The 22,088-nt window shown below is 36.0% G+C and carries 24 protein-coding genes; 11 read left to right on the top strand and 13 right to left on the bottom strand.

Going from position 1 to position 22,088, the window contains the following annotated elements; translation table 11 throughout:
- The first annotated feature begins 40 nt into the window (after positions 1 to 40).
- The 3 genes from AN964_RS11000 to AN964_RS10990 all read left to right on the top strand — a co-directional run bounded on the left by AN964_RS11000 (position 41) and on the right by AN964_RS10990 (position 4,071).
- A complete protein-coding gene (locus tag AN964_RS11000; RefSeq protein WP_055739718.1) occupies positions 41 to 517 on the top strand; it encodes a staygreen family protein in 477 nt (158 codons plus the stop codon).
- Positions 518 to 675: 158 nt separating this feature from the next.
- Entirely contained in the window at positions 676 to 2,166 is a 1,491-nt protein-coding gene (glpK, locus tag AN964_RS10995) for a glycerol kinase GlpK (RefSeq protein WP_055739717.1), read from the top strand.
- A 576-nt stretch (positions 2,167 to 2,742) separates the two neighbouring features.
- A complete protein-coding gene (locus AN964_RS10990) occupies positions 2,743 to 4,071 on the top strand; it encodes a 6-phospho-beta-glucosidase (protein WP_055739716.1) in 1,329 nt (442 codons plus the stop codon).
- A 135-nt stretch (positions 4,072 to 4,206) separates the two neighbouring features.
- Here AN964_RS10990 and AN964_RS10985 read toward each other — a convergent pair whose 3' ends face one another.
- Positions 4,207 to 5,058 (bottom strand): LysR family transcriptional regulator, encoded by an 852-nt coding sequence (locus tag AN964_RS10985; RefSeq protein ID WP_055739715.1) that lies wholly within the window; start codon positions 5,056 to 5,058, stop codon positions 4,207 to 4,209.
- Between the two features lie 227 nt (positions 5,059 to 5,285).
- On the opposite strand from AN964_RS10985, the gene AN964_RS10980 reads away from it, so the two are divergent.
- The gene (locus AN964_RS10980) at positions 5,286 to 6,440 is read left to right on the top strand and encodes an MFS transporter (protein ID WP_055739714.1); all 1,155 of its coding nucleotides are present in this window, start codon (positions 5,286 to 5,288) and stop codon (positions 6,438 to 6,440) included.
- A 186-nt stretch (positions 6,441 to 6,626) separates the two neighbouring features.
- Here the strand turns inward: AN964_RS10980 and AN964_RS10975 are convergent, their stop codons facing one another.
- Complete coding sequence (locus AN964_RS10975; RefSeq protein WP_083489306.1) at positions 6,627 to 7,229, bottom strand: TetR/AcrR family transcriptional regulator; 603 nt, start codon at positions 7,227 to 7,229, stop codon at positions 6,627 to 6,629.
- Positions 7,230 to 7,451: 222 nt separating this feature from the next.
- Between AN964_RS10975 and AN964_RS10970 the strand changes: the two genes are divergently transcribed.
- From AN964_RS10970 to AN964_RS10955, 4 genes are all read left to right on the top strand, one after another.
- On the top strand, positions 7,452 to 8,204 hold the full coding sequence (locus AN964_RS10970; protein ID WP_055739712.1) for an SDR family NAD(P)-dependent oxidoreductase: 753 nt from the start codon (positions 7,452 to 7,454) through the stop codon (positions 8,202 to 8,204).
- A 329-nt stretch (positions 8,205 to 8,533) separates the two neighbouring features.
- Positions 8,534 to 9,256 (top strand): SDR family NAD(P)-dependent oxidoreductase, encoded by a 723-nt coding sequence (locus tag AN964_RS10965; protein WP_055739711.1) that lies wholly within the window; start codon positions 8,534 to 8,536, stop codon positions 9,254 to 9,256.
- Complete coding sequence (locus AN964_RS10960) at positions 9,256 to 10,287, top strand: S-adenosylmethionine:tRNA ribosyltransferase-isomerase (protein WP_235950419.1); 1,032 nt, start codon at positions 9,256 to 9,258, stop codon at positions 10,285 to 10,287. Before AN964_RS10965 ends, AN964_RS10960 begins: the two co-directional genes overlap by 1 nt.
- A 13-nt stretch (positions 10,288 to 10,300) precedes the next feature.
- Entirely contained in the window at positions 10,301 to 10,669 is a 369-nt protein-coding gene (locus tag AN964_RS10955) for a VOC family protein (RefSeq protein WP_055739709.1), read from the top strand.
- Positions 10,670 to 11,131: 462 nt separating this feature from the next.
- On the opposite strand, the gene AN964_RS10950 is transcribed toward AN964_RS10955, so the two are convergent.
- Both AN964_RS10950 and AN964_RS10945 read right to left on the bottom strand, forming a co-directional pair.
- Positions 11,132 to 11,512, bottom strand: a complete 381-nt coding sequence (locus AN964_RS10950) for an rRNA methyltransferase (RefSeq protein ID WP_244885869.1) — start codon at positions 11,510 to 11,512, stop codon at positions 11,132 to 11,134.
- A gap of 16 nt (positions 11,513 to 11,528) precedes the next feature.
- A complete protein-coding gene (locus tag AN964_RS10945; protein ID WP_055739707.1) occupies positions 11,529 to 12,317 on the bottom strand; it encodes an LAGLIDADG family homing endonuclease in 789 nt (262 codons plus the stop codon).
- A gap of 168 nt (positions 12,318 to 12,485) precedes the next feature.
- Here AN964_RS10945 and AN964_RS10940 point away from each other — a divergent pair, with 168 nt between their 5' ends.
- On the top strand, positions 12,486 to 13,274 hold the full coding sequence (locus AN964_RS10940; RefSeq protein WP_055739706.1) for a Cof-type HAD-IIB family hydrolase: 789 nt from the start codon (positions 12,486 to 12,488) through the stop codon (positions 13,272 to 13,274).
- Between the two features lie 182 nt (positions 13,275 to 13,456).
- Here the strand turns inward: AN964_RS10940 and AN964_RS10935 are convergent, their stop codons facing one another.
- The 5 genes from AN964_RS10935 to AN964_RS10915 form a co-directional block, all read right to left on the bottom strand.
- A complete protein-coding gene (locus tag AN964_RS10935; protein WP_055739705.1) occupies positions 13,457 to 14,065 on the bottom strand; it encodes a class I SAM-dependent methyltransferase in 609 nt (202 codons plus the stop codon).
- A 50-nt stretch (positions 14,066 to 14,115) separates the two neighbouring features.
- The gene (locus tag AN964_RS10930) at positions 14,116 to 14,640 is read right to left on the bottom strand and encodes a GNAT family N-acetyltransferase (protein ID WP_055739704.1); all 525 of its coding nucleotides are present in this window, start codon (positions 14,638 to 14,640) and stop codon (positions 14,116 to 14,118) included.
- Positions 14,641 to 14,914: 274 nt separating this feature from the next.
- Positions 14,915 to 15,508: a DinB family protein gene (locus tag AN964_RS26925; protein WP_055739703.1), complete on the bottom strand. Its 594-nt coding sequence runs from the start codon at positions 15,506 to 15,508 to the stop codon at positions 14,915 to 14,917.
- Between the two features lie 27 nt (positions 15,509 to 15,535).
- Entirely contained in the window at positions 15,536 to 15,811 is a 276-nt protein-coding gene (locus tag AN964_RS10920; protein WP_244885868.1) for a BlaI/MecI/CopY family transcriptional regulator, read from the bottom strand.
- 112 nt (positions 15,812 to 15,923) lie between these two features.
- Positions 15,924 to 16,418 carry a GNAT family N-acetyltransferase gene (locus AN964_RS10915; protein WP_055739702.1) on the bottom strand — a complete coding sequence of 165 codons (495 nt, stop codon included), beginning with the start codon at positions 16,416 to 16,418 and terminating at the stop codon, positions 15,924 to 15,926.
- 156 nt (positions 16,419 to 16,574) lie between these two features.
- On the opposite strand from AN964_RS10915, the gene AN964_RS10910 reads away from it, so the two are divergent.
- Entirely contained in the window at positions 16,575 to 16,793 is a 219-nt protein-coding gene (locus tag AN964_RS10910; RefSeq protein ID WP_055739701.1) for a hypothetical protein, read from the top strand.
- Positions 16,794 to 16,866: 73 nt separating this feature from the next.
- Here the strand turns inward: AN964_RS10910 and AN964_RS10905 are convergent, their stop codons facing one another.
- The 4 genes from AN964_RS10905 to AN964_RS10890 form a co-directional block, all read right to left on the bottom strand.
- Entirely contained in the window at positions 16,867 to 17,805 is a 939-nt protein-coding gene (locus AN964_RS10905; protein WP_055739700.1) for a phosphotransferase, read from the bottom strand.
- Between the two features lie 445 nt (positions 17,806 to 18,250).
- On the bottom strand, positions 18,251 to 18,742 hold the full coding sequence (locus AN964_RS10900; RefSeq protein ID WP_055739699.1) for an endolytic transglycosylase MltG: 492 nt from the start codon (positions 18,740 to 18,742) through the stop codon (positions 18,251 to 18,253).
- Positions 18,732 to 19,112 carry a hypothetical protein gene (locus AN964_RS10895; protein ID WP_055739698.1) on the bottom strand — a complete coding sequence of 127 codons (381 nt, stop codon included), beginning with the start codon at positions 19,110 to 19,112 and terminating at the stop codon, positions 18,732 to 18,734. The genes AN964_RS10900 and AN964_RS10895 overlap by 11 nt, the downstream gene beginning before the upstream one ends.
- Before the next feature lie 234 nt (positions 19,113 to 19,346).
- Positions 19,347 to 20,531 carry an LL-diaminopimelate aminotransferase gene (locus AN964_RS10890; protein ID WP_055739697.1) on the bottom strand — a complete coding sequence of 395 codons (1,185 nt, stop codon included), beginning with the start codon at positions 20,529 to 20,531 and terminating at the stop codon, positions 19,347 to 19,349.
- A 127-nt stretch (positions 20,532 to 20,658) separates the two neighbouring features.
- Between AN964_RS10890 and AN964_RS10885 the strand changes: the two genes are divergently transcribed.
- A complete protein-coding gene (locus AN964_RS10885; RefSeq protein ID WP_055739696.1) occupies positions 20,659 to 22,029 on the top strand; it encodes an aldehyde dehydrogenase in 1,371 nt (456 codons plus the stop codon).
- Positions 22,030 to 22,088 lie beyond the last annotated feature (59 nt).

Genomic DNA, 22,088 nt, shown 5'->3' with positions numbered 1-22,088 from the left:
CATATACTGAGTTAAGTAATGATTAAGGGGGTTGCTTATCGTGAGCGAATGGACATCTGAAACACTTTCAGTGAATATTGCTCCTCCAGCGACAGTCTTTCACCCATTGGAAGGAAGAAAATATACCTTATCACAGTCAGAATATACCGGAAAACTATTTTTATCGATTAGCAACCAATTCAGCAAACAAACAAACGACTTAGATGTATCAGAGATTCTCCAAGCCGAATGGATTACCTTAATGGGAGAATACGCGCTTAATGGTAATATAAGCATGAATGGATCAGAATCCGATAGAAGACTCACTCAAGTTCGTTGTATGATCTTTCAAAAGGAACTGCCGGAATTGATTCGGATGCTTGTAATAGCAGATAATCAATTTTTCAACAATTATCCATTGCTATTGGATGCACCCATTATCATCCATTTCAATACCGACATTCCTGAATTCAGCGGAACCTTCCAACTAGGAACTCCTAGACAGTACCTTTTAAAGCCTATTGTCACTAGTACGTAGAAACAAATAAAACAGTCACAAAAAACATGAGACGGTTTGTATACTGTGTCATGTTTTTGTATTTTTAATAGATAATTTTATTAGGTCATGTTATTTTGGAATTAATAATAAAGGAAAACTAATAAATATATATAAATTGCATTACTAGGGGGAGAACGATGAAAAAATACATATTATCATTGGACCAAGGAACAACGAGCTCGCGCGCAATATTATTTGACCATGACGGAAAAATAGTTCATGCAGCCCAGAAAGAATTTACACAAATTTTTCCGAAACCTGGCTGGGTGGAACATAATGCAAATGAGATATGGGGATCGATTCTTGCCGTTATTGCAACAGTCCTTTCTGAGTCTGGAATTAAACCAGATGAAATAGAAGCAATTGGGATAACTAATCAAAGAGAAACTACTGTTATTTGGGATAAAGAAACAGGACAACCAATATATAATGCCATTGTATGGCAATCAAGACAAACCTCCGATATTTGTGATGACTTGAAAGCAAGAGGTTATAACGATATATTCAAGGATAAAACAGGCTTATTAATTGATCCTTACTTTTCAGGTACTAAGGTTAAATGGATACTGGACCATGTAGAGGATGCCCGCAAAAGAGCGGAAAATGGGGAATTATTGTTTGGCACAATCGACACCTGGTTAGTTTGGAAATTATCCGGCGGAGCCGTCCATGTTACCGACTATTCTAATGCGTCAAGAACCTTAATGTTTAATATATATGATTTAACATGGGATGAAGAATTATTGGAAATTTTGTCCATACCTAAATCATTGCTTCCGGAAGTCCGACCATCTTCTGAAATTTATGCGAAAACTTCTTCCTCTCACTTCTTTGGCCACGAAGTGCCAATCGCAGGTATTGCCGGTGACCAACAAGCCGCATTATTTGGCCAAGCTTGTTATCAGACAGGGATGGCAAAAAACACTTATGGCACAGGTTGCTTTATGTTGATGAATACAGGTGAGCAGGCTGTTAAATCAAAACATGGCTTATTAACTACGATAGCATGGGGAATTAACGGTAAAGTTGAATATGCATTAGAGGGCAGTATTTTTGTTGCCGGATCAGCTATTCAATGGTTACGAGATGGAATGCGTATGTTTAAGGATGCAAGTGATAGTGAAAACTATGCTTCCAAAGTAGATTCAACAGATGGTGTTTATGTTGTACCAGCCTTTGTTGGTTTAGGTACACCTTATTGGGATAGTGATGTGCGCGGGGCAGTTTTCGGTATTACAAGAGGTACAACAAAAGAGCATTTTGTTCGTGCAACACTGGAAGCTCTCGCCTATCAAACACGGGATGTCCTAACAGCGATGGAATCGGATTCAGGAATTTCCTTAAAAACGCTCCGTGTGGACGGCGGTGCAGTGAAAAATAACTTTTTAATGGAGTTTCAAAGCAATATATTAGGTGTTCCGGTTGAACGGCCGTTCGTAAATGAAACAACTGCACTTGGAGCTGCTTTTTTAGCAGGTTTAGCAGTGGGATTTTGGAATAATCAGCAGGAGATTGCAGCCCAATGGCATGTTGACCGAAGATTTGACCCAAACATGAGGGAGGAGAAAAAGGAAGAACTATATAGCGGCTGGAAAAAGGCTATTCAAGCGGCAAGAGCATTTAAATAGCGATTCGTATGTAATTAAATTGTTTTTTAATAGGGACTGAATTCTCTCAAGCTGCAAGCCCTTAAAGACATACGAATCTTATCAATAAAATGCGAAATGCTAAATAGAGCTCGCCATGGTAATAGCCGATTATTCCTATGTTTAGCGATATCTTCAGCAACACTTACACTAAGACACTTTTTGAAGTTAAAAACCTTGATTTTTTATGCAAGCAGAAAAATCAAGGTTTTTGTATTGTCTTCTTTTGGGTTACAAAACAAAAATCCCCTACAGACATATTGTTACGTTCTTATGACGTAAGTGGGAATGATATGCCCAGACTAACACATCTCCTGCATAAGATACATGTTGTTACATTTAGGTAACAAATGACTTCTTGTGTTTTTAAAAACTAGATGCTCCCGAATTATTTACTGTTTAATGCAACACCGATACAATTCAGTCATAAGTACTTTTACTTTCCTTACACAAGAAGAGAAATGAAAAAAAGACACTTTACATTACAATTTTTGCGGTAGGACTCTACAAATCGCAACCAGCTATTTAGCTGTTACATTACCCGGAGGTGTATAGAGAATGACACAAGGTATTAAAATTGTAACGATTGGCGGGGGATCTAGTTATACCCCTGAACTAGTAGAAGGATTCATAAAACGATATCATGAATTACCAGTTAGAGAGTTATGGCTAGTGGATATTGAAGCAGGAAAAGAAAAATTAGAGATTGTAGGGAGCCTTGCAAAAAGAATGATTGAAAAAGCAGGTCTTCCCATCGACGTTCATCTAACATTAGATAGAAGAGCAGCTTTAAAGGATGCTGATTATGTTACAACTCAATTCCGTGTAGGGTTACTGGATGCTCGTGCTAAAGATGAAAGAATTCCTTTAAGTCACGGTGTATTAGGACAAGAAACAAATGGACCAGGTGGATTATTTAAGGGGTTGCGTACCATTCCAGTTATTTTGGATATTGTAAAAGATATGAAAGAATTATGTCCAGATGCTTGGTTAATCAACTTTACAAATCCTGCTGGCATGGTGACAGAGGCTGTTCTTCGTTACACTGATCACAAGAAAATCGTTGGCTTATGTAATGTTCCAATCGGGATTGAAATGGGGGTTGCAAAGCTATTAAATGTTGATCATTCCCGTATTCGTATTGATTTCGCTGGTCTAAATCATATGGTATTCGGATTAGATGTGTATCTAGACGGAGTTAGTGTAAAAGATAAAGTAATTAATTTGTTATCCAATCCTGAGAACAGCAGCTTTGTTAAAAACATAAAAGGACAAGGCTGGGAGCCAGAATTTATTCGGGCATTAAATGTCTTAACTTGTCCATATCACATGTACTACTACAAGAAAGATGAAATGCTGCAAAAAGAATTGAAAAACTTTAAAGATGGCACAACGAGAGCGGAAGTCGTTCAAAAACTTGAAGCGGAACTATTTGAGTTATACAAAGATCCAAATTTAGCAATTAAACCACCTCAATTAGAGGAACGCGGTGGAGCATATTACAGTGATGCAGCGGTTCGTCTCATTTCGTCTATTTATAACGATAAACGTGATATTCAGCCGGTTAACACCATTAATAACGGAGCTATTGCAAGTATCCCGTATAAGTCCGCCGTTGAAGTAAGTTGTGTGATTACAAAAGAAGGACCAAAGCCAATCATCAACGGAGATCTTCCAGTGGCAGTTCGAGGACTTGTACAACAAATAAAATCATTTGAACGTGTAGCAGCAGAAGCGGCTGTAACAGGCAACTATGATACTGCATTACTTGCAATGGTAATTAATCCTCTTGTTCCTTCTGATAAAGTTGGTAAAGCTATCTTGGATGAAATGTTAGAAGCACATAAAGAGTATTTACCGAAGTTTTTCCAAAAAGTTGAAGCGTAAAACAATAAAAATTGTTCTAGTGTTTATAGCACTAGAACAATTTTTATTGTAAAATCAGGCTTTTTTCATTACGCCATGAAAGCGCCTGATTGTTGAAGATCATTGTGTTCGAATAGTATGGAGGATATTATAAACTTAATCAACTGCTGTCATAAACTCATATAACTGAGATCCAATTTTGCTACTCTTAGCAGCTAATGAAACAGATCTTTTAAAATTCACAATCGGTAAAGAAGAGAGTTTAAGATGACTTATATTCTTAGCTACTAACTCAGGTACAATCGTGATTCCCATCCCACCCATTACATATCCATAGATAAAGTCCCCGAAAGCAACCTCACTAATAATGTTTGGCTTGAGCCCTAGTAACTCCATTTGGGAAATAATATGATTTCTTGAATCACAAGGAGCTTGATGAACAATTAGTTGTTCCTCACAGAGTTCAGCAAGATCAACGCTCTTTTTTAACTGAAAACGATGATCTAAAGGAAATACGACATAGTAAGATTCCATAAACAATTCGCAATTCCACAACGACTCATTCCTATACGATGTATCAACAAAGGCGGCATCAAGTCTTCCTTCCTGTAAGGACTGTACTAATTCCTTTGAAGTGTTTTGAAGCATTAATGTCATTGGTCTATCCAATAATCGAACCCCTTTGATCCTTGATGGTAAATAATAAGTAGCTAAACTGGGTAGACTGCCTATTGCGATAGGAGTAGTACGGCAAAATTGTCGTAATTCCTGGCGAATCTCCGTTAGTTCTGCAATGACCGGCAATATTCGAATGTGGAAACGTTCACCAGCTTTAGTCAGTTCTATACCAGCAGATGTTCTATGAAACAATACAACTTCAAGATCATCTTCCAGATTACGAATGTGTTTGCTCAGTGCTGGTTGAGAAATATTATTTTCTTTTGCTGCCTTCGAAAAACTTTTTTGCTTAGCTGCCTCAGCAAAACTTTGTAACCACTCTAAATTCATTACCTTCCTCCATTTTTTATGACGATTTGTTATATCCTCATAAAATAATGATTGTTCCTTCTTCATTATTTATTTGGTAATCTCTTAAATATCGAAGTCCATTCGATTATAACATAATGTTTTAGGTAATCGGCTAATGTGAATTTCGTTTCAAACTGCGATAAACAAAATAAGTAGAAACGGTTAACTAAGCATAGAACTAACTGACATATATAAGGGGGATTACCATGCGAAAAGTTCTTCTTCTCACTATAGGCATGTTCGCTCTTGGATTTGATGCCTATGTGATGGCTGGCTTGTTGCCTGAAATTGGTGCAACATACAATATTCGTGATTCACAATCAGGACAAGCAGTGAGTGTATTTACGCTTTGTTATGCACTTGCTGCTCCCATTTTTGCGACAGTATTAGCAGGAAAACCAGTTCACAAAATTTTAGTAATGGCACTTGCTGTCTTTTCAATAGGAAACGGAGTTAGTGCACTGGCCCAAAATTTTCCCATGTTGCTTATTGCTCGTGCAATAGCAGGCATCGGTGCAGGCCTATATTCGCCACTGGCTGCTGCAGCTTCAACTTTAATTGTTAGCGAACAAAAAAGCGGTCGTGCCCTGGGAATGACACTAGGCGGTATGAGTATGGGTACAGTTGTAGGGGTTCCACTTGGATTAATTACGGCTGAACACATAGGGTGGAAGGGGACTCTTTGGTGTATCACCGCTATTGGTATAATCTCTATGTTTGGGATCATAACCAGGTTTCCGAATCTCCCTGCTGAGACTCCTCCGTCGTTACGTCAACGTTTAGCCTTGATTACCGATAGACGTGTTTCGACCATAGTTGGCATTACGTTTGTTACCAGCATTGCAAGTTTAGGTCTTTATACGTACATCGCACCCATTTTACAGAGCCTTGAAGGTATTCATAATGTGACTCCATATTTGTGGGCATGGTGCATCGGCGGTGTAATCGGGAGTTTTTCGATTGGAACTCTGATTGACCGAACGGGACGTCCAGCCCTGCTTATGGCCTGCATCCTAGTGATATTGGCATTTGCGATATTTAGCTTACCAACCGCACTTAAATTTCCTGTAATAGCGTTTTTACCTTTCTTTTTTTGGGGGACAGTGGGATGGGCTTCATTAGCTCCGCAACAGCATGTATTACTTCACTTACAACCTAAACATGGTGCAGCTGCCGTTGCATTAAATAGTTCTGCCAATTATTTAGGGAGCGCAATCGGTTCCACTTTCGGGGGAATTGTCCTGTTTGCCGGTTTAACACCTTCTTATTTTCCTTTTGCTGCTGGCTGTCTTGTTTTAGTAGCATTTTTCGGACAATTGATTCTAATGTTAACAAATAAAAAGGAAAGTAAAATTAGTTAAATTTCTGAACAAAAGAGAAGTAGTTATTTCTAAAGTCTCTCTTAATGAAATTAGATGAACTTAAGTGATGCTATTTTTAATACCGTTCAATCTTCTAACGTTGTTAAAAATGGGGAGCGACAGGAAAATGGGCTTAGCGTTGAAAATCCGCATTTTCCTGTCGTTACTCTATTTTTTTGTTATTCCTTAAATAAATGGATCGTCGACATAAGGGCCTTTAATGGCAAGACGCATTAACTGCGTTGCCATAAAGGTAGGAGTGTATGGCATATCATTTTCTAACCACCATACAATTACCCCTAGAAAAGCGGAAGCATAATACCGGACTGCGATATCCCGAGGTACGGTGAGCATTTTATCATTCGGTTGCATAATGTTTATTCCTCTTGAAATAAAATCAATAAGGACATCCATCATACTGGCAGTGAAGTGGGGCATATTTTTTTCGGTAAGAAAAACTTTATATAATTTACTATTTAGCGAAATTTGTTCAAATAAATGGATGAAATTTCTATGCGGTTTTCCACTTAAAAAATCAAATTCATCTTTTCCTTCAAAAGACATGTTAATACTTTCGGTTAAGTCATTTAATATTTCTTCTGAACTTTGGTATAGAAGGTCAAATTTGTCACGATAATGCAGATAGAAGGTCGCACGATTTAACATTGCTTGCTTTGCAATATCTTGAACAGTAATTTTTTCATATCCCCGCTCACAAATTAATTCAACTAGTGCATCTCTTAACATTTGACGTGTTCTTATAACACGCGGATCCATTTTTTTCGACATTTTTATCCTCCGTGTATTACTTTTCTTTTTTTCGCAACATCCATGAATTGATTGTCGACTAAACGACGTATTTACAAATGATGTTGGTTGTCCTTTTGTACATGATTGTTATAATGAGATTAACACCATGGTGTTGATAAAACAACAGTCTGTTTATGTATTCACAATATCGTAATGATTGTGGTACTTTCTTACATTAACTTTTTTTTGGAGGGAATAGATATGGCAAGATTAGCTGGAAAAGTAGCAATTATTACTGGTGCAGCAATGGGAATGGGCGCTTCTGAAGCAAAACTATTTGCAAAAGAAGGCGCAAAAGTTGTCGCAACAGATCTTCAAGTTGAAGCATTGAACGAAGTTGTAAAAGAGATTAAAGATAATGGCGGCGAGGCAGTAGCAATTAAACATAATGTAACTTCTGAAGAAGAATGGAAATCTGTCATTGCCGAAACGGTGAAATTATACGGAAAAGTCGACGTTCTCGTGAATAATGCAGGTGTATCTTCTCCGAAAACAATCGCCAACATGGAGATGGATGAATGGAATAAGATTTTGGATATTGACTTAAATGGATGCGTAATCGGGATGAAATACGTGATCCCTGAAATGAAAAAAGCAGGAGGTGGTTCGATCGTTAATATTTCTTCGATTGGCGGCCTTGTTGGGATGGCAGGTACAAGTCCATATACTGCTGCTAAAGGAGCACTTCGAGTATTATCAAAATCTGCGGCGGTTGAATATGGTAAGGATAAAATTCGTGTGAATTCCGTACACCCAGGAATCATCGTTACACCAATGACATTGCCAACGATGGAAGAAGGAGGCGCTTTACCTTATTATAAAGCGTATACACAGCTTCCATACTTTGGTGAACCAGAGGATATTGCATATGGTGTACTATTCTTAGCTTCTGACGAATCTCGTTTTATGACTGGTTCTGAATTAGTTATCGACGGTGGATGGACAGCTCTTTAATCCGTATCCTTTAAAATAATGTTTCATTCTAATAGATTGGTGGATTTGTAGTTACTATTCTTATTAAAAAAGTGGTGGAGAGAGTGCATTTTGTGCACTCTCTTATTTTTTATATGCATTTACATTAATTATCGACTATCGAACAATTAAGTAAAAAAATCCGTAAACATAATATTATTATGTAAACTCAAATATTAGTATGCTAAAGGTTATCATCTCATTCAAAAGTCGTAGATACAATTCAAACTATTCTCTGAGGGTAGAACTTCCAGAATCCTTTAAGCTAAATACAAGAAGAAATTCACATTAAAGAGGAGAGGAAATTGAAAATGATAAAAGAAAAAGTGGTTATGATTACAGGCGCATCAAAAGGTTTAGGGAGAGCATTGGTTTTAGCTTTTGCAAAGGAAGGAGCTCGTTTAGCCATCTGTTCTAGGTCATCCGAGGGGCTGCATGCGGTAAAGAGCGAAGCGGAAGCATTAGGGGCTGAGGTGCTTGCCGTTATAGCAGATGTATCAATAGCAAGGGACGTGGAGCGGTTTGTTGCGATGACGGAGGAGACCTACGGGCAAACGGACGTCCTTATTAATAATGCTTCTATTTTAGGGCCAAGTCCCATGCCATTGTTGCTCGATTATCCGGAAGAAGATTTTGCCGAAGTTTTAAGAGTAAATGCCATTTCGCCATTTTTAGTGACCAGGCGAGTTATTTCGGGGATGCTTCAGCGTAATCAAGGCTCCATCATTAATGTGACATCGGAAGCGGGGCATATTGGCTATGCGGGCTGGGGCGCATATGGTATTTCAAAATTTGCGGTCGAGGGTCTAACTCAAACATGGGCAAATGAATTAGAGTCAACAAATGTTCGGGTAAACTTGGTCGACCCGGGGGAAATGGATACCGAAATGCATCAATTAGCTGTTCCTGATTGTGATTATCCACTCGCTAAACCGGAGGAAGTAGTGGACATTTTCTTGTATTTGGCGTCGGAAAAATCTGTTGGCATTAACGGGCGGCGATTTGAAGCCCAAGAATTTTCGGGGGAATTATGATGACGAAAGCAACTACGTTTGATTTTTACCTCCCCTCTGAATTAAATGCCTCCCATCCTCCTGAAAGACGGGGGATAAGGAGGGATCATGTTAAGATGATGGTTTTAGATAGAATAACAGGGAATATTAGGCATGACCAATTTTTTCAGTTGTCTAATTATCTAAAGCAAGGTGATTTGGTTGTTTTGAACAACAGTCGTACCATACCAGCCATTCTGCAAGCAAAGTTGCTGAGAGAAACGAAGCTGATAGAAGAAAATGTAGAAATCCGGCTCGCCAGGAGTCGTGATGAAGAAGTTTGGGACGTGCTGATTGTAGCAAATGAGATTAAAAGGGGTGATATCTTACAATTTTCATCCGATCTTTCTGCCATCGTAATTGAATATACAGATAGCAGTCCCCTAAGAACGATTCAATTTTCCAAAAAAGGAACAGAACTATTTAACCGTATTTATGCGCTCGGGGAACCGATTCGCTATGAATATATTCATCAACCATGGGCGTTGGATTACTATCAAACTGTATTTGCCAGTGTGCCAGGTTCCGTTGAGATGCCTTCCGCAGGCAGAGCATTTAGCTGGGAATTATTGTTTAACCTACAGCGCAACGGTATACAGCTTGAATTTATTCAGCTTCATACGGGACTAAGTTACTTACTGGATGACGAGCTGGAGACATCACCGACAGATAATTATGAAAAATATCATCTTTCCGAGACAACCGTAGAGAAAATAGATAAGACAAAAGCATCAGGGGGAAGAGTGATCGCTGTTGGTACAACAGTAGTTAGAGCACTGGAGAGTGCAGCAATGACCGGTGTGTTATCGGGGGTGACGAATCTATATATCAACCAAAGTTTTCCGCTAAAGTTTGTGGATGGAATTATTACTGGATTTCATGAACCTAAAGCAAGCCACCTAGACATGCTTACAGCCTTTTTGCCGCAGGAATTATTATGGAATGCTTATGATGAAGCGATAAAGAATAGATACCAATGGCATGAATTTGGGGATATGAATTTAATCATTTAAAGGGGGAATCTCCATGCGATTTCACCATTTTGCGAATGAAGTAAAAGATCTGGAGACATCGGTTGCTTTCTATAAGGAATTATTTGGTCTTCAAGAAGAACAGCAAATTGTTATCGGTGAGGAAAAAAATGTCTTTTTGGTATCGGATCATTTTCGTCTTGAACTCACTTCCGGTGGAGGGCAGTCAGTAGATCTACACCAAGCCGTTCACATATGTTTTGAGGTCAACAGCATAAAGGAAGTCATCTATCGTTTTAACAAGAATGGCATTGCTGCATTGGAAGGACCCATAAAGCTTGAGAATGACTGGCAAACGGTATTTTTTGAAGGGCCAAATCATGAGGTTATCGAATTTTTACAGGTGAATGGAGAAAGAGTATAAGCTGACCGTCAAAGCCAGCTTATACTTATGTAATAAGAATTTAATTACAGCAGCTAAATACAACTTATTTACCGATGCTTGATTAATCAACAATCTAAACAATAAAGCAAAAAATTGGCAAACATAAAATTGTTATGTAAACTTAGATGTTCGTTTTAAATGATAGCAGTAATTGCAACTGTAGAACAAAAATTAAACTCCAGGTAATGACATATCAACAAAAACTAAGTATAAATGATAAATTTTTTATTCATAATGGGAAATCTTCATTAAGATCTATATTAATAATTATTCCGTGTGCAAACTAATTAAAGTTAGATCTTAGTAGAAAAAATCTTCTCTGTCTCATTATTTAAAGTATTCTTAGGATATGAGACAGAGATTATTGTTTTTCCACTGCTTCCTATAATATATATTACGTCGGGGGCGTTTTAAGAAATATAAAAGTTAGAGTATTCATCTCTACTCTATCCTGTTTCTATATCCGCTGTTTTTTATATTATTTAAATCAATAAATTGTACGCTATATTCAATGACATCATTTATGTATAAATGATGTTCCTTTGCAAACTTTTTAACGTTTTCAAGTAATTCTTTATCATAGGTTGTTTTATATTGAACTCTATCCTTCGGTCTCGTTTCTTTATTATAAGTTATAACACCTTGTGTTAAAACATTTTTAAGGCCGTTTTCAATAAGATAGTTTACATGTGAATCAAATTCCAATGCTAATGTATGAAGATCCTCTAATATAGATTTACTAATATTTGTTCGAAACTTGATTCTTGATTCATCACTCGTTTGTACCAAACTACCATTAATTAATTTCCACAAATTAATCACTCCTCATAAATATTATTTAACTTTCATTAGGCATTCGCTGAGTTAAACGATCTTTCTTGTATTGTACGAAATTATCTTTCGCATCCCGATATATTATTTTTGCTAACTTCGGAAGATCATATTTGCCTTTTACCCAAACTCTATAAATAGCATTTCCTGCCAGGCTAATGGCCGATGTAATTTCTGAACGTAGGTTCCAGCTTTGGAAAACATTTAAAAGACCATCTGCGAATTCAAAGCTTGCTGTTGTAATGTTCATTACATATCCTGTACTCTGTATCCAACCATCTCCGTCTATAACGCCTCTAATAAAAGAAGGTAAATATTGATCCGGTATATTAGGAAATGGAACCGTCAATGACTTTTTGGATTTAACACCTAAATTTGCTAAATCCATTTTTATTTCTTTTGAATTTATGATTAATGTTGGAGTTGTTCTGGTTGATCCACTTGGAGCTAAAACAAAATCCGCTTCCATATATTCGGCAATTAATTGGAGTAGCCTTTTATCTTTTTGGGAAAATGAAATGCTATGGAGATCCTTATGTACATGTCCATCAGTAATAAATAAGCCTAAAACCCATGCCATTTCATGTGACCATACTTTAAAAAAATCCTCATTCACTTTATGTTTACGAGGTTGTCCAGAAAATTGCTCTCGATTCATCTTAACTCCATGCTTATACATAACATTTCTGATAGCACGGTCGGATATTCCAATGATGGAAACCATTTCTTTAAATGACATACCGTCTTTATACATTTTAATGATCATCTCATCTGTTATTCCCGGTTTTCTAGGCAATTCACACCCCCCACTTCATCTACAATTCTATCTGATTTTTATTATATCACAAATATAGAATGTACGTTCTTATTTATATAAAAATTAAAGATATCTGCACATTGAGTTTACAATTCTTTAATATTCAGATGATATGATTGGCTTACCAACGAATGAGGAGGCAGAATAATGAATATGCGTGCAATATTTATTGATATGGATGGTACACTCCTAAATACTGCAAACAACATTTCCCGACGAAATATGGAAGCCATTTATAGGCTGATTAATCAAGGAGTCATGGTCTTTCTGGCAACCGGTCGACATTACGAAGTAACCGCTCCCTACCATCAAGAAATTGGATTACGAACTCCCATGATCTGTTTGAATGGAGCCGCTATTTACAATGCAGAGACAGGAAGGGCTATTCAAATGAAAACCGTCCGACTGAACGAAGAACGATTCCACCATTTGACCGCTGAAAATCCGTGTAATGTTATTATCCATACAGCAAATGGGCTTTATTGTAAGGAAACAAATGAAGAAATCGATTATTGGACTAAAGTTGGGAAAATTCCGCCACGGTATGTAGGAGATTTACGGAAGGCCAATTATCAAGATGTTCTTAAATATAGTATTCGTACAGGTGCACCAAGTCCTGAACTATCCGATTTGTTTAAAAAAGAAGCAGAAGTCATTAATTGGAGTGACGGATTTGAGATGGTTGCTCCTTATGTTTCTAAATGGTCTGCTATAAAAAGCTTACTTCCCGCATTTCGAATTAGTCCAAATGAAGTCGTAGCCATCGGTGACGGACCGAATGATATAGAGATGCTTCGTAATGTCGGTACTGGTGTGGCGATGGGCAACGCTAGTAAAGAGGTTAAGGCAGTAGCTGATTTTGTTACAGGGCATCATGAAAAAGATGGATTAGCGGAGTTTATAGAACATTATCTTCAAAAATCATATGTGGTTTAAGGTTGTTTTAAAACATATCTGATTTATTTCGTATTTTTATCAATAATAATCATTTAATTCTGCGAACCTATTGATGTTTATCAACGTTTACTTGGCTGCAAAAAAAGCCCTACCAGTAGGATTTATATTATATGAAATGGTAACTTTTTAGATAAGAGTTTTATAGAAAAAGTATTGAACTTTTACTTAGTGGGTCTTGCTTGTACCAAATAGATGATATCTGACCAATAACGTTCGATTTGATCAACCTGAAGATTAGATTTTTCAATTATCTTATTGATATTTCTGTTACAATGACACCCAGATATCTTAGTATATAGTGGGTCAATCATTTTTTGAGTAACGGATAGGATTGGATTAGAGCTCAAACCATGTTCCATCAACAAGATGATCCCATCCTCACGGCACCAACTATTAAATCTATTTAAAGTTAAAATTGGCTCAGGATAACTGCAAAGCGAGAGGGTTGATACGATGCAATCAAAAGAGTTGTCTTCTAAGATTAACTCATCAATATCTTCCTGAATAAATTTTGCTTTTACTTGAAAAATAGATGCTGCTCTTTTGGCATTCTTAATCATCTCAAAGCTAAAATCTACTCCTGTTACCTCAACATTATTCCTATCATAGTAAGGAAAGTTTGCTCCAGCTCCAACACCAACCTCTAAAACTTTTCCGTAGGCTTTTTTTATAATTTTATTCCTCAATCCGGCAAGCTTTTGATTTTTACGATTATTTTCATACATTTTTACCTGTTTATCATATTTTCTAATTAACTTTTCTTTTTTCATTTGCTCACTTCCTAAGAGATTGATTTCTACCTCTTTTAACTATTACTTATCTATTTACCTGAATTTAGTTTAAAACGCCAATTATTACAACGCATAAAACTACCTTGAGGATATTCGAATTCACATTCAGAGATAAATTCAAAGTCTAGCTTTCGACAAATTGCATTTGATGCAGGATTATCGATGGAAGGAAAGGCGTGAATGTATTTATATTTGGCATGTGCTGAAGCTTCTTCTATCATTAACTTTGCTGCAATTGTAGCTATTCCTTTCCCTTGATGAGATGGTAAAACACTCCACCCCATTTCATATACATCTTCATTTTTCCATGAAGTTTGCCAGTATCCGATAGAACCGACTGATTCTAATTCCGGTAACAATACAATGCTAAACATACATCCCATACTACTATTGCAAAGCTCAAGATAGCGTTGGTGTCGTTTCAAAATCTGTTCTTTATTCTCTGGACCACCAAGATGACGCGTCATTTCCGGAGAATTTATTTGAAAAAGTAATTCAAGATCATTTTCCTCCCAAGGTTTTATGTGAATAATTTGGTTTCTTCTTTCCAAAATTTCCTCTCCCTTTTCATAATTTAATTACTCTGTCTTTATGAAAATTAAAATCCTTTATGTAAAAATATATTACCTGTATTGATATATGTCTTTCGACTTCTTTACTTTAAAATACTTTTCATCTGCCCTTGGAAGGTATCATGCTTTGATACCAACATATCCAGATTAGCTTCCAATTGAAAGAATGAAGAAACAAATCATCCAAGAATTTTGCAACTTCTCAATAAAAAGCGATAAAAATGAATTCAAATTTTGTCCCTAAATTTTAAATAAACTAGTCTTCTGTACCTAATATATCTGTATTTGGGGGTTCATACCCCATTTGTCGTAACATTGCTACGATTTGCCCTTTATGATGGAACTCGTGAGTAATTAGCAATGCTTTGGATTCTTTGTTTGATCTGTTTTTTTGATCTTTAATAGTCGCAGCTGACTTTTTTATTTGGTGGATCTGATAGTTTGCATAAATGGTGACTCCAATGAATATAGCCAGGCCAATGATCCAAAATACAATAAAAGTATGATAGAAAATATCTGAAGTTGACTTGTTCACAGATACGGTGAAATTATGCAGAATATCATTATTGGACGAATGGGAATCATCTAGTCTATCTATACTCCCGTTGTTCATTACCGTATCTCTTTTCATGAAAAGTAAGTTTTTCAAAAATGGTAGTATATCTCCTAATCGTAAAAAATCCGGTGGGATCAGGAAAGAAATTAGTGGCATAAAAAGAAAATACCAAATCTTATAATGTGTTTGCTGAGACATATGCTTATTAAATAATTTTTTTATTAATAGGATTACTAAGACGAGGAAGGATACCACTGCCGTACTTATTAAAAAGCGAAGTATAATGGTATCCATCATTTTCCCCCGTCCTTCGTATCCCTCTCAGATAAAATACTCCTCAGTTCTGCAATATCTTCCTTTGACAGTTGATCCATTTTCAATAAAATTTAATACCATGGAGTTTAACGTACCGCCAAAAAATTGTTTTAGAAATGATTTACTTTTTTGCTCCACATACTCGTTCTCTTGAACAAGAGATGTATATATAAATGCTCTGCCTTCCTTTCTTGTTTGTAATGCTTTTTTCTTCACTAAGCGCACAAGCATTGTCTGAATGGTATTGGGTTTCCAATGAATTTTTTTCGATACTTTCTCCACTATCTTATGTTTCCTAGTCTAAGATAAATTTTTATCACTTTTGATTTTTTGATGGTATAAAAATAAAAAGGCACATTTTGCTGTAAAATGTGCCTAATTTCAGGAAAATAAATTAAAGAAATTTATCATAACAAAAATACGGCCGAGTTTTTCCATGGTAAGGCATTTCTCCTACTTTTATATAGCCATTCTTTTCAAATAATTTTTGCGCCTTTTTATTTAAAGAGTATGTATCTATCCTCATATAAGGAATTTGGTTATCAATCGCATACTGTTCAGCAAATTTTATAAGTTTTGTTGCCTCACCTTTCCCTCTGGAATGCGGATTGACAACAAGTCGGTGAAATATAAAGGAACTGCCTTCTTTTCGCCACGGAATCAGTTTATATTCAACTGGTTGATTTTGATCAACCGTTATTGAACCAATCACGTTTCCTTCATCCTCTAAAACAAACAAAGTACCATTTTGGACATCCGTTTCAAAGATGGTAGCTGTTGGATATGCTTCATCCCATTGATCATTATGCTCTTCCCTCATAATTTCAACTGTCTCCCGAACCATTTTCATAATGGCAGGAACATCTTCCATTTTTCCTTTGCGCATCATTGTTTTACATCCTCTTCTAAAATAAATTTTGATATTAGTATACTAACATTTTTTTTAGCATCTTGAAATTTTTCCGGCTTCTTATAAACTCGGTCTAAATTTGCATGCGATCCAATATTTTAAAAGGAGAAAATAATTTAAAGGGGCGACCAAAAAATGGCTATAGTTCATTTCTTTGATAACAAAACCGTAGTTCTAAGTCAGCTGCTTAAAAATATCCCTGTTGTCGATGACAATATTAAAATCAAAGGGAGAAAAGGCAAAGTTTTAAGTGTAAGAGAATTGGATGACAATCAAATTCATGTTCAAGTATTATTTGAGCAGGTCATTAAGTCCCAAACACTTGCTAAAGATAACAAAAAGAAAAAACGTTAAATATATTGCTCCTAAAAAAAACTGTAGAAGATACCTCTACAGTTTTTTTTAGGAAGTTTTATTTTCACTTTCGTTAGAATGCTAATTTGTACTTATCAAAAGGGGATGTCATAAATTCAATTAAGCTGACAAATAGCTTTTGCTGTGATGGATTGAACCAATCCTCCTCCACTTCAGCCATGAGCCACATTACTTCATCAAGGAACACATGCTCCAGCGCCTTTTCCCAATATTCTTTTTCCAACTCCGTTAAGGTAATTACTTCCCCATAACCGCTGATAAACGCACTCCATTCTTCAAGTGTAAAAATTCGTTTTGGAGCAGATTCTAATTCGTTATGAAATAGCAGCAAGGCAAGAGCCAAATCAAATATTCTAGGAATCCAAGATGCGTTGTCAGGATCAATTAAATAAGGTGCTGGTGTAAAAATCAAATTATTCGCTTTGTAATCATGCGGAGTTGCTACCCATGGCAGTGAACTATTCTTTAATTCATTTTGTTGAGAAACTGCTTTTAATAGTTTTTCCTTCAATAGCAAGCTATTAATCTGCACTCCATTCTTTTTGGAATATTTTTCGATATTTTGAACGGATTCTTCCACTTCTTCCTTATTAAAATCAAAAACATCATATTTTAATAAATCAAATGTATTCCTGCTTGGAGAAAAGTCATGAATTCTACCTAACAATCTCCCAGCTTCAAAGATTTCTTCCTTGGTACTGGTATAGGTTTTACCCGTAATAAAAGGATAAGCTACAAAAGTCTCATCACCAATTAGCTGCGGATTCTCCACCGGTAATGAAATTGGCGACACGACTGAGATTCCACTTTGATTTAATAAATTTATAAAATTCATTAACTGATTGCCGTGCTTTAATAAGCTTTGAGTACGTTTGATAATGATATCCCCTGTTTCATTCTTCACATGATATACAGGTGAAAATGCATAAATACTCTGTGGTTCTTCTTGGACATCAAAACCAAACATTGTTAAAATATCTTTCCCCTTCATCATTATCCCCCCATAATATTACAAATATCCTTAATTCTATAAACTTCACTTTCTTTTAAGCAAGCATGTTGGTAAAAATCTCTTCACAAGGATGTGAAATGTAATGTAATCGGCTGATTTCTTTGCATTGTTGCTTTGTATAAACTAATTTCACCTGCTGGCGGAATGGATGCATCAGAATGAACCGTGAAATTTTGATTTAACGATATCGTCTATGCAGCTTGATCATTTTTGACTAAAACAATAGCCAATGTTCCAAATTGAACAACATGATCCCAATCGAAAGTTTCTGACACCCCATTATGCCAATAACTCCTTTTTAACTTCCAGAAGATTTTCTTATGTTTAAGAGAATATCAAAATTTTAACAGTTAATATACTAATAATTTAATAATAAATTACTAAAAAACACTTTCCCATAAAGAAGAAAGTGTTTTTTAGTAACTTATTTAAATATTGCAGCTATTAGTTGATCATAATTCATGCTGCTATCCACTGCATAGGATCCAGGACGTAAATGATTTTCAACACCTTTTTTCTCTACTATTTTTGAGAACTTAAAGGCATTTTTGATTAATTTAGCTTTTACAAGCTGTTTACCTACATCGATACTAGTCATCCCTTTTGAAACGTTAACGACCGCTCGATACACAATTTTAGAATCATTATTCTTCGATGAAGTGTTCTTTTGTGTTTGCGCCTTTGCATCCGCAATATTTTTATCATATTCAGCTTTTGTTTGGACTATGTAACCTGCAGATACAAGTTTATTTTTCATCTCTTCTTCGGAAGGCAGTCCAGATGTTTTAGTTTGTGTTTTTACTACTTTGGCAGGGGTATTTGCAGCCTCATTTTTACTAGAGAAGTAAACGGCGCCGCTAATGCTTGTGGCAATAAATAAACCCGCTGCAAAGCCACCTAATAAATTAAATTTCATTTGCAACTTTACCCCCTTCATCCTTTGATCCAAGGTAAGAAGAAAGTATTTGTTTTATTTCATTTTCAGATACTTGCTTTTGAGCTGCAATACTTTCGATCGAATATTTTCGTTTATATAAGTCTAGTACTTCACGCATTATAGCTCTTTTCTCCGAAGAAAGTTGAATTCCCGCTTCCTTCATCATAATTTCTATGTCAAACTCAAGATTCCGAATAGAATCCTGCATATTGTTGATATCGTCCATCACGGATAAGTGAACCATATCAATTCCTTTTTGCTCTGCTTTTGAAGCTCGACGGGTCATTATAATGGAGATGATGAGTAGTAAAGCTGACACTACAAACAAAATGGCTAAAGTCCATTCCATCAAAAATGTCCTCCTTCTTTTGAATAGATCGTACAAGTTCTTATTATACACGGGAAATGAATATTTTTCGATTTAAAATGTGTAAATCCATCGAAAGTCGCAAGGATTCGACAAAATGAACCTTTGTTACCACAGTTACCCATCCAAAATTTAGCAAAATTTGCAAAAAGAAAAACCTACAGAGCATCCTCTGAAAGGTTCTTTAGTTTCGTAATATATTTATATTAAATAGTTTTAATAGACTAGCGAATCAACCGGAAAAATTTCACTTTCCTTCAACCTTGAAACAACCTTTTTTAATACTTCCTCTGTTTGAACAAGGCCTATTCGGACATAGCCTTCCCCTTCTATACCAAAGGCATTTCCTGGAATAACAACAATCCCTGTTTCATCTATTAATTTATATGTAAACTCCTTCGATGTATATCCCTCAGGAATTTTTGCCCATATAAACATGGAAGCTTTCGGTGGATCGATTAACCAGCCTATTTCTTTCAAGCCATTAATCAAAATGTCTCTTCGTCTTTTATATATCTCTCTTAAATTGTCATTGAATTCTGAGGAATGACGCAAAGCAGAAATAGCCGCTTTTTGAATGGGGGTAAACACTCCAAAATCAAGATTCGAATTAAAACGCTTCAAAGCATCTACAATCATTGGATTTCCCATAACATAACCTATTCTGCATCCTGCCATGTTGAAGCTTTTGGAAAATGAATTAAACTCCACTCCTACTTCTTTAGCACCCTCTACAGAAAGAAAACTAATTGGTTTCTCCTCATAGTAAAGCTCAGAATATGCAAAGTCATGTAATACGGCAATATTATACTTCTTCGCAAACTCTACAACCTTTTGATAAAATTCCTTCGTTGCAAGTGCAGGTACAGGATTGCCCGGAAAATTTAAAATCATAAGCTTCGCTTTCGAGCGAATTTCCTCAGGAATCTCTTCTAAATCAGGCAAGAATTGATTTTCTTCCTTTAATGGCATAGGGTAAGGAGTAGCGTCTGCCATGGAAATTCCTACTGCATAAGCGGTATATCCCGGATCAGGTACAAGCACAATATCTCCAGGATTGGTCAATAACATCGGCAAATGCACTAAACCATCTTGGGAACCTTTAACGACTAAAACTTCATTTTCTGGATGCAGACTTACTTGATATTGACGATAGTAATAATCCTTAATCGCTCCATAAAGTTCATCTGAGCCGATCATAGCATAACCATATTCTAAAGGATTACTGGCATGCTTCGTTAACTCCTCTATCACATAGTCTGGAGGTGGAAGATCAGGGCTGCCGACACTTAAATCAATTACTTCCATGCCTTCTTTTATTTTTTGTTTTTTATAAGCACCAAGTTCATTAAAAATAGAAGTTTGAAAAGCTTCCATTTTTCTAGATAGTGTAATATTCATTTTTGTTCACCTCAAAAATATCCTTTTTAAAAAAAGTAATTTAATTATAACGAAAAAATATATTTTATTGTAGAATATTTTAGCAGATATTACTAAATAGAGTTATGATTACATTCTTGGAGGTTCCATGAAAAACTACACCACATTAATAGAAAAACAAAAAGCATATTTTAAAACTAATGAAACTAAGGACATTCCATTTCGTTTGAATGCTCTTCAAAAGTTAAAATCCGCTATTCAAACAAATGAAATAGAATTAATGAATGCGTTAAAATCAGATTTAAACAAATCCGAATTTGATTCTTATTCAACCGAAATTGGAGTAGTACTGGAAGAAATTCGTTTTACTTTAAAGCATCTAAAAGCTTGGAGCAAACCGAAAAGCGTGAAAACACCGTTAACACATATTGGCTCCAAAAGCTTTATTTATCCAGAACCATATGGGGTTGCGCTTATCATCTCCCCTTGGAATTATCCGTTCCAGTTAGCCATCGCACCTTTAATCGGGGCTATTGCAGCTGGCAATTGTGCCATCATTAAGCCTTCTGAATTAACGCCAAAAACATCGGAAATAATCGCTTCCATCATTCAAGACATTTTCCCGGAAGAGTATATTTCAGTTGTATTAGGTGGTGTAGAAACAAGTACTGCACTTTTGCAAGTAAAAACAGATTATATCTTCTTTACAGGAAGTGTGCCGGTCGGAAAAATGATTATGGAAGCGGCAGCTAAAAACTTAACACCTGTTACATTAGAACTCGGCGGTAAAAGTCCTTGTATTGTTCATAAAGATGCAAAAGTAAAACTGGCAGCAAAACGAATCGCCTGGGGAAAATTTATGAATGCAGGACAAACTTGTATTGCACCTGACTATTTGTATCTTCACCATCAGATCAAGGATGAATTTTTATTTCATTTAAGAGAGGCAATTGAAGATTTATACGGAGAACAACCGCTTCAAAATCAAAACTTCACCCACATTGTCAGTGAAAAACATTTCAACAGGTTAGCATCCTTTTTAAAAAATGGTGAGATTATTATTGGTGGAAAAACGGATGGACAGCTTAATAAAATGGAGCCTACTGTTATTACGAATATTTCTTGGGAAGACCTCATTATGCAGGATGAAATTTTCGGCCCTATACTTCCAGTACTAGAATATAACAATCTATCGGAAGTCATCGGAGAAATTCAGAAACATCCAAAACCGCTATCCCTTTATCTTTTTACGGAAAGTCATACGGTACAGCGTGAAATCCTTCAGAGCGTTTCCTTCGGCGGAGGGTGCATTAATGATACTGTATACCATTTTGCATCCCCTTACTTACCATTTGGAGGAGTTGGTAATAGTGGGATCGGAGCCTATCATGGTAAAGGAAGCTTTGATACTTTTTCCCATCAAAAAAGTGTCTTAAAACAAACAACATTATTCGATATACCTTATCGATATCCGAATATGAAAAATGGGCTTAAAAAAATCAAGCGTTTTTTAAAATAACAAGGCGTTAAGATGCTTTGTTTTTTTATTTATTACACAATTTCACGAAGATAACATCA

Origin of the sequence: Heyndrickxia shackletonii (assembly GCF_001420715.1) — a bacterium.
GTDB classification, from domain to species: Bacteria; Bacillota; Bacilli; order Bacillales; family Bacillaceae_C; genus Margalitia; species Margalitia shackletonii.
Note: the sequence above shows the minus strand (reverse complement) of the source record. Positions and strands in the feature narration are given on the sequence as shown.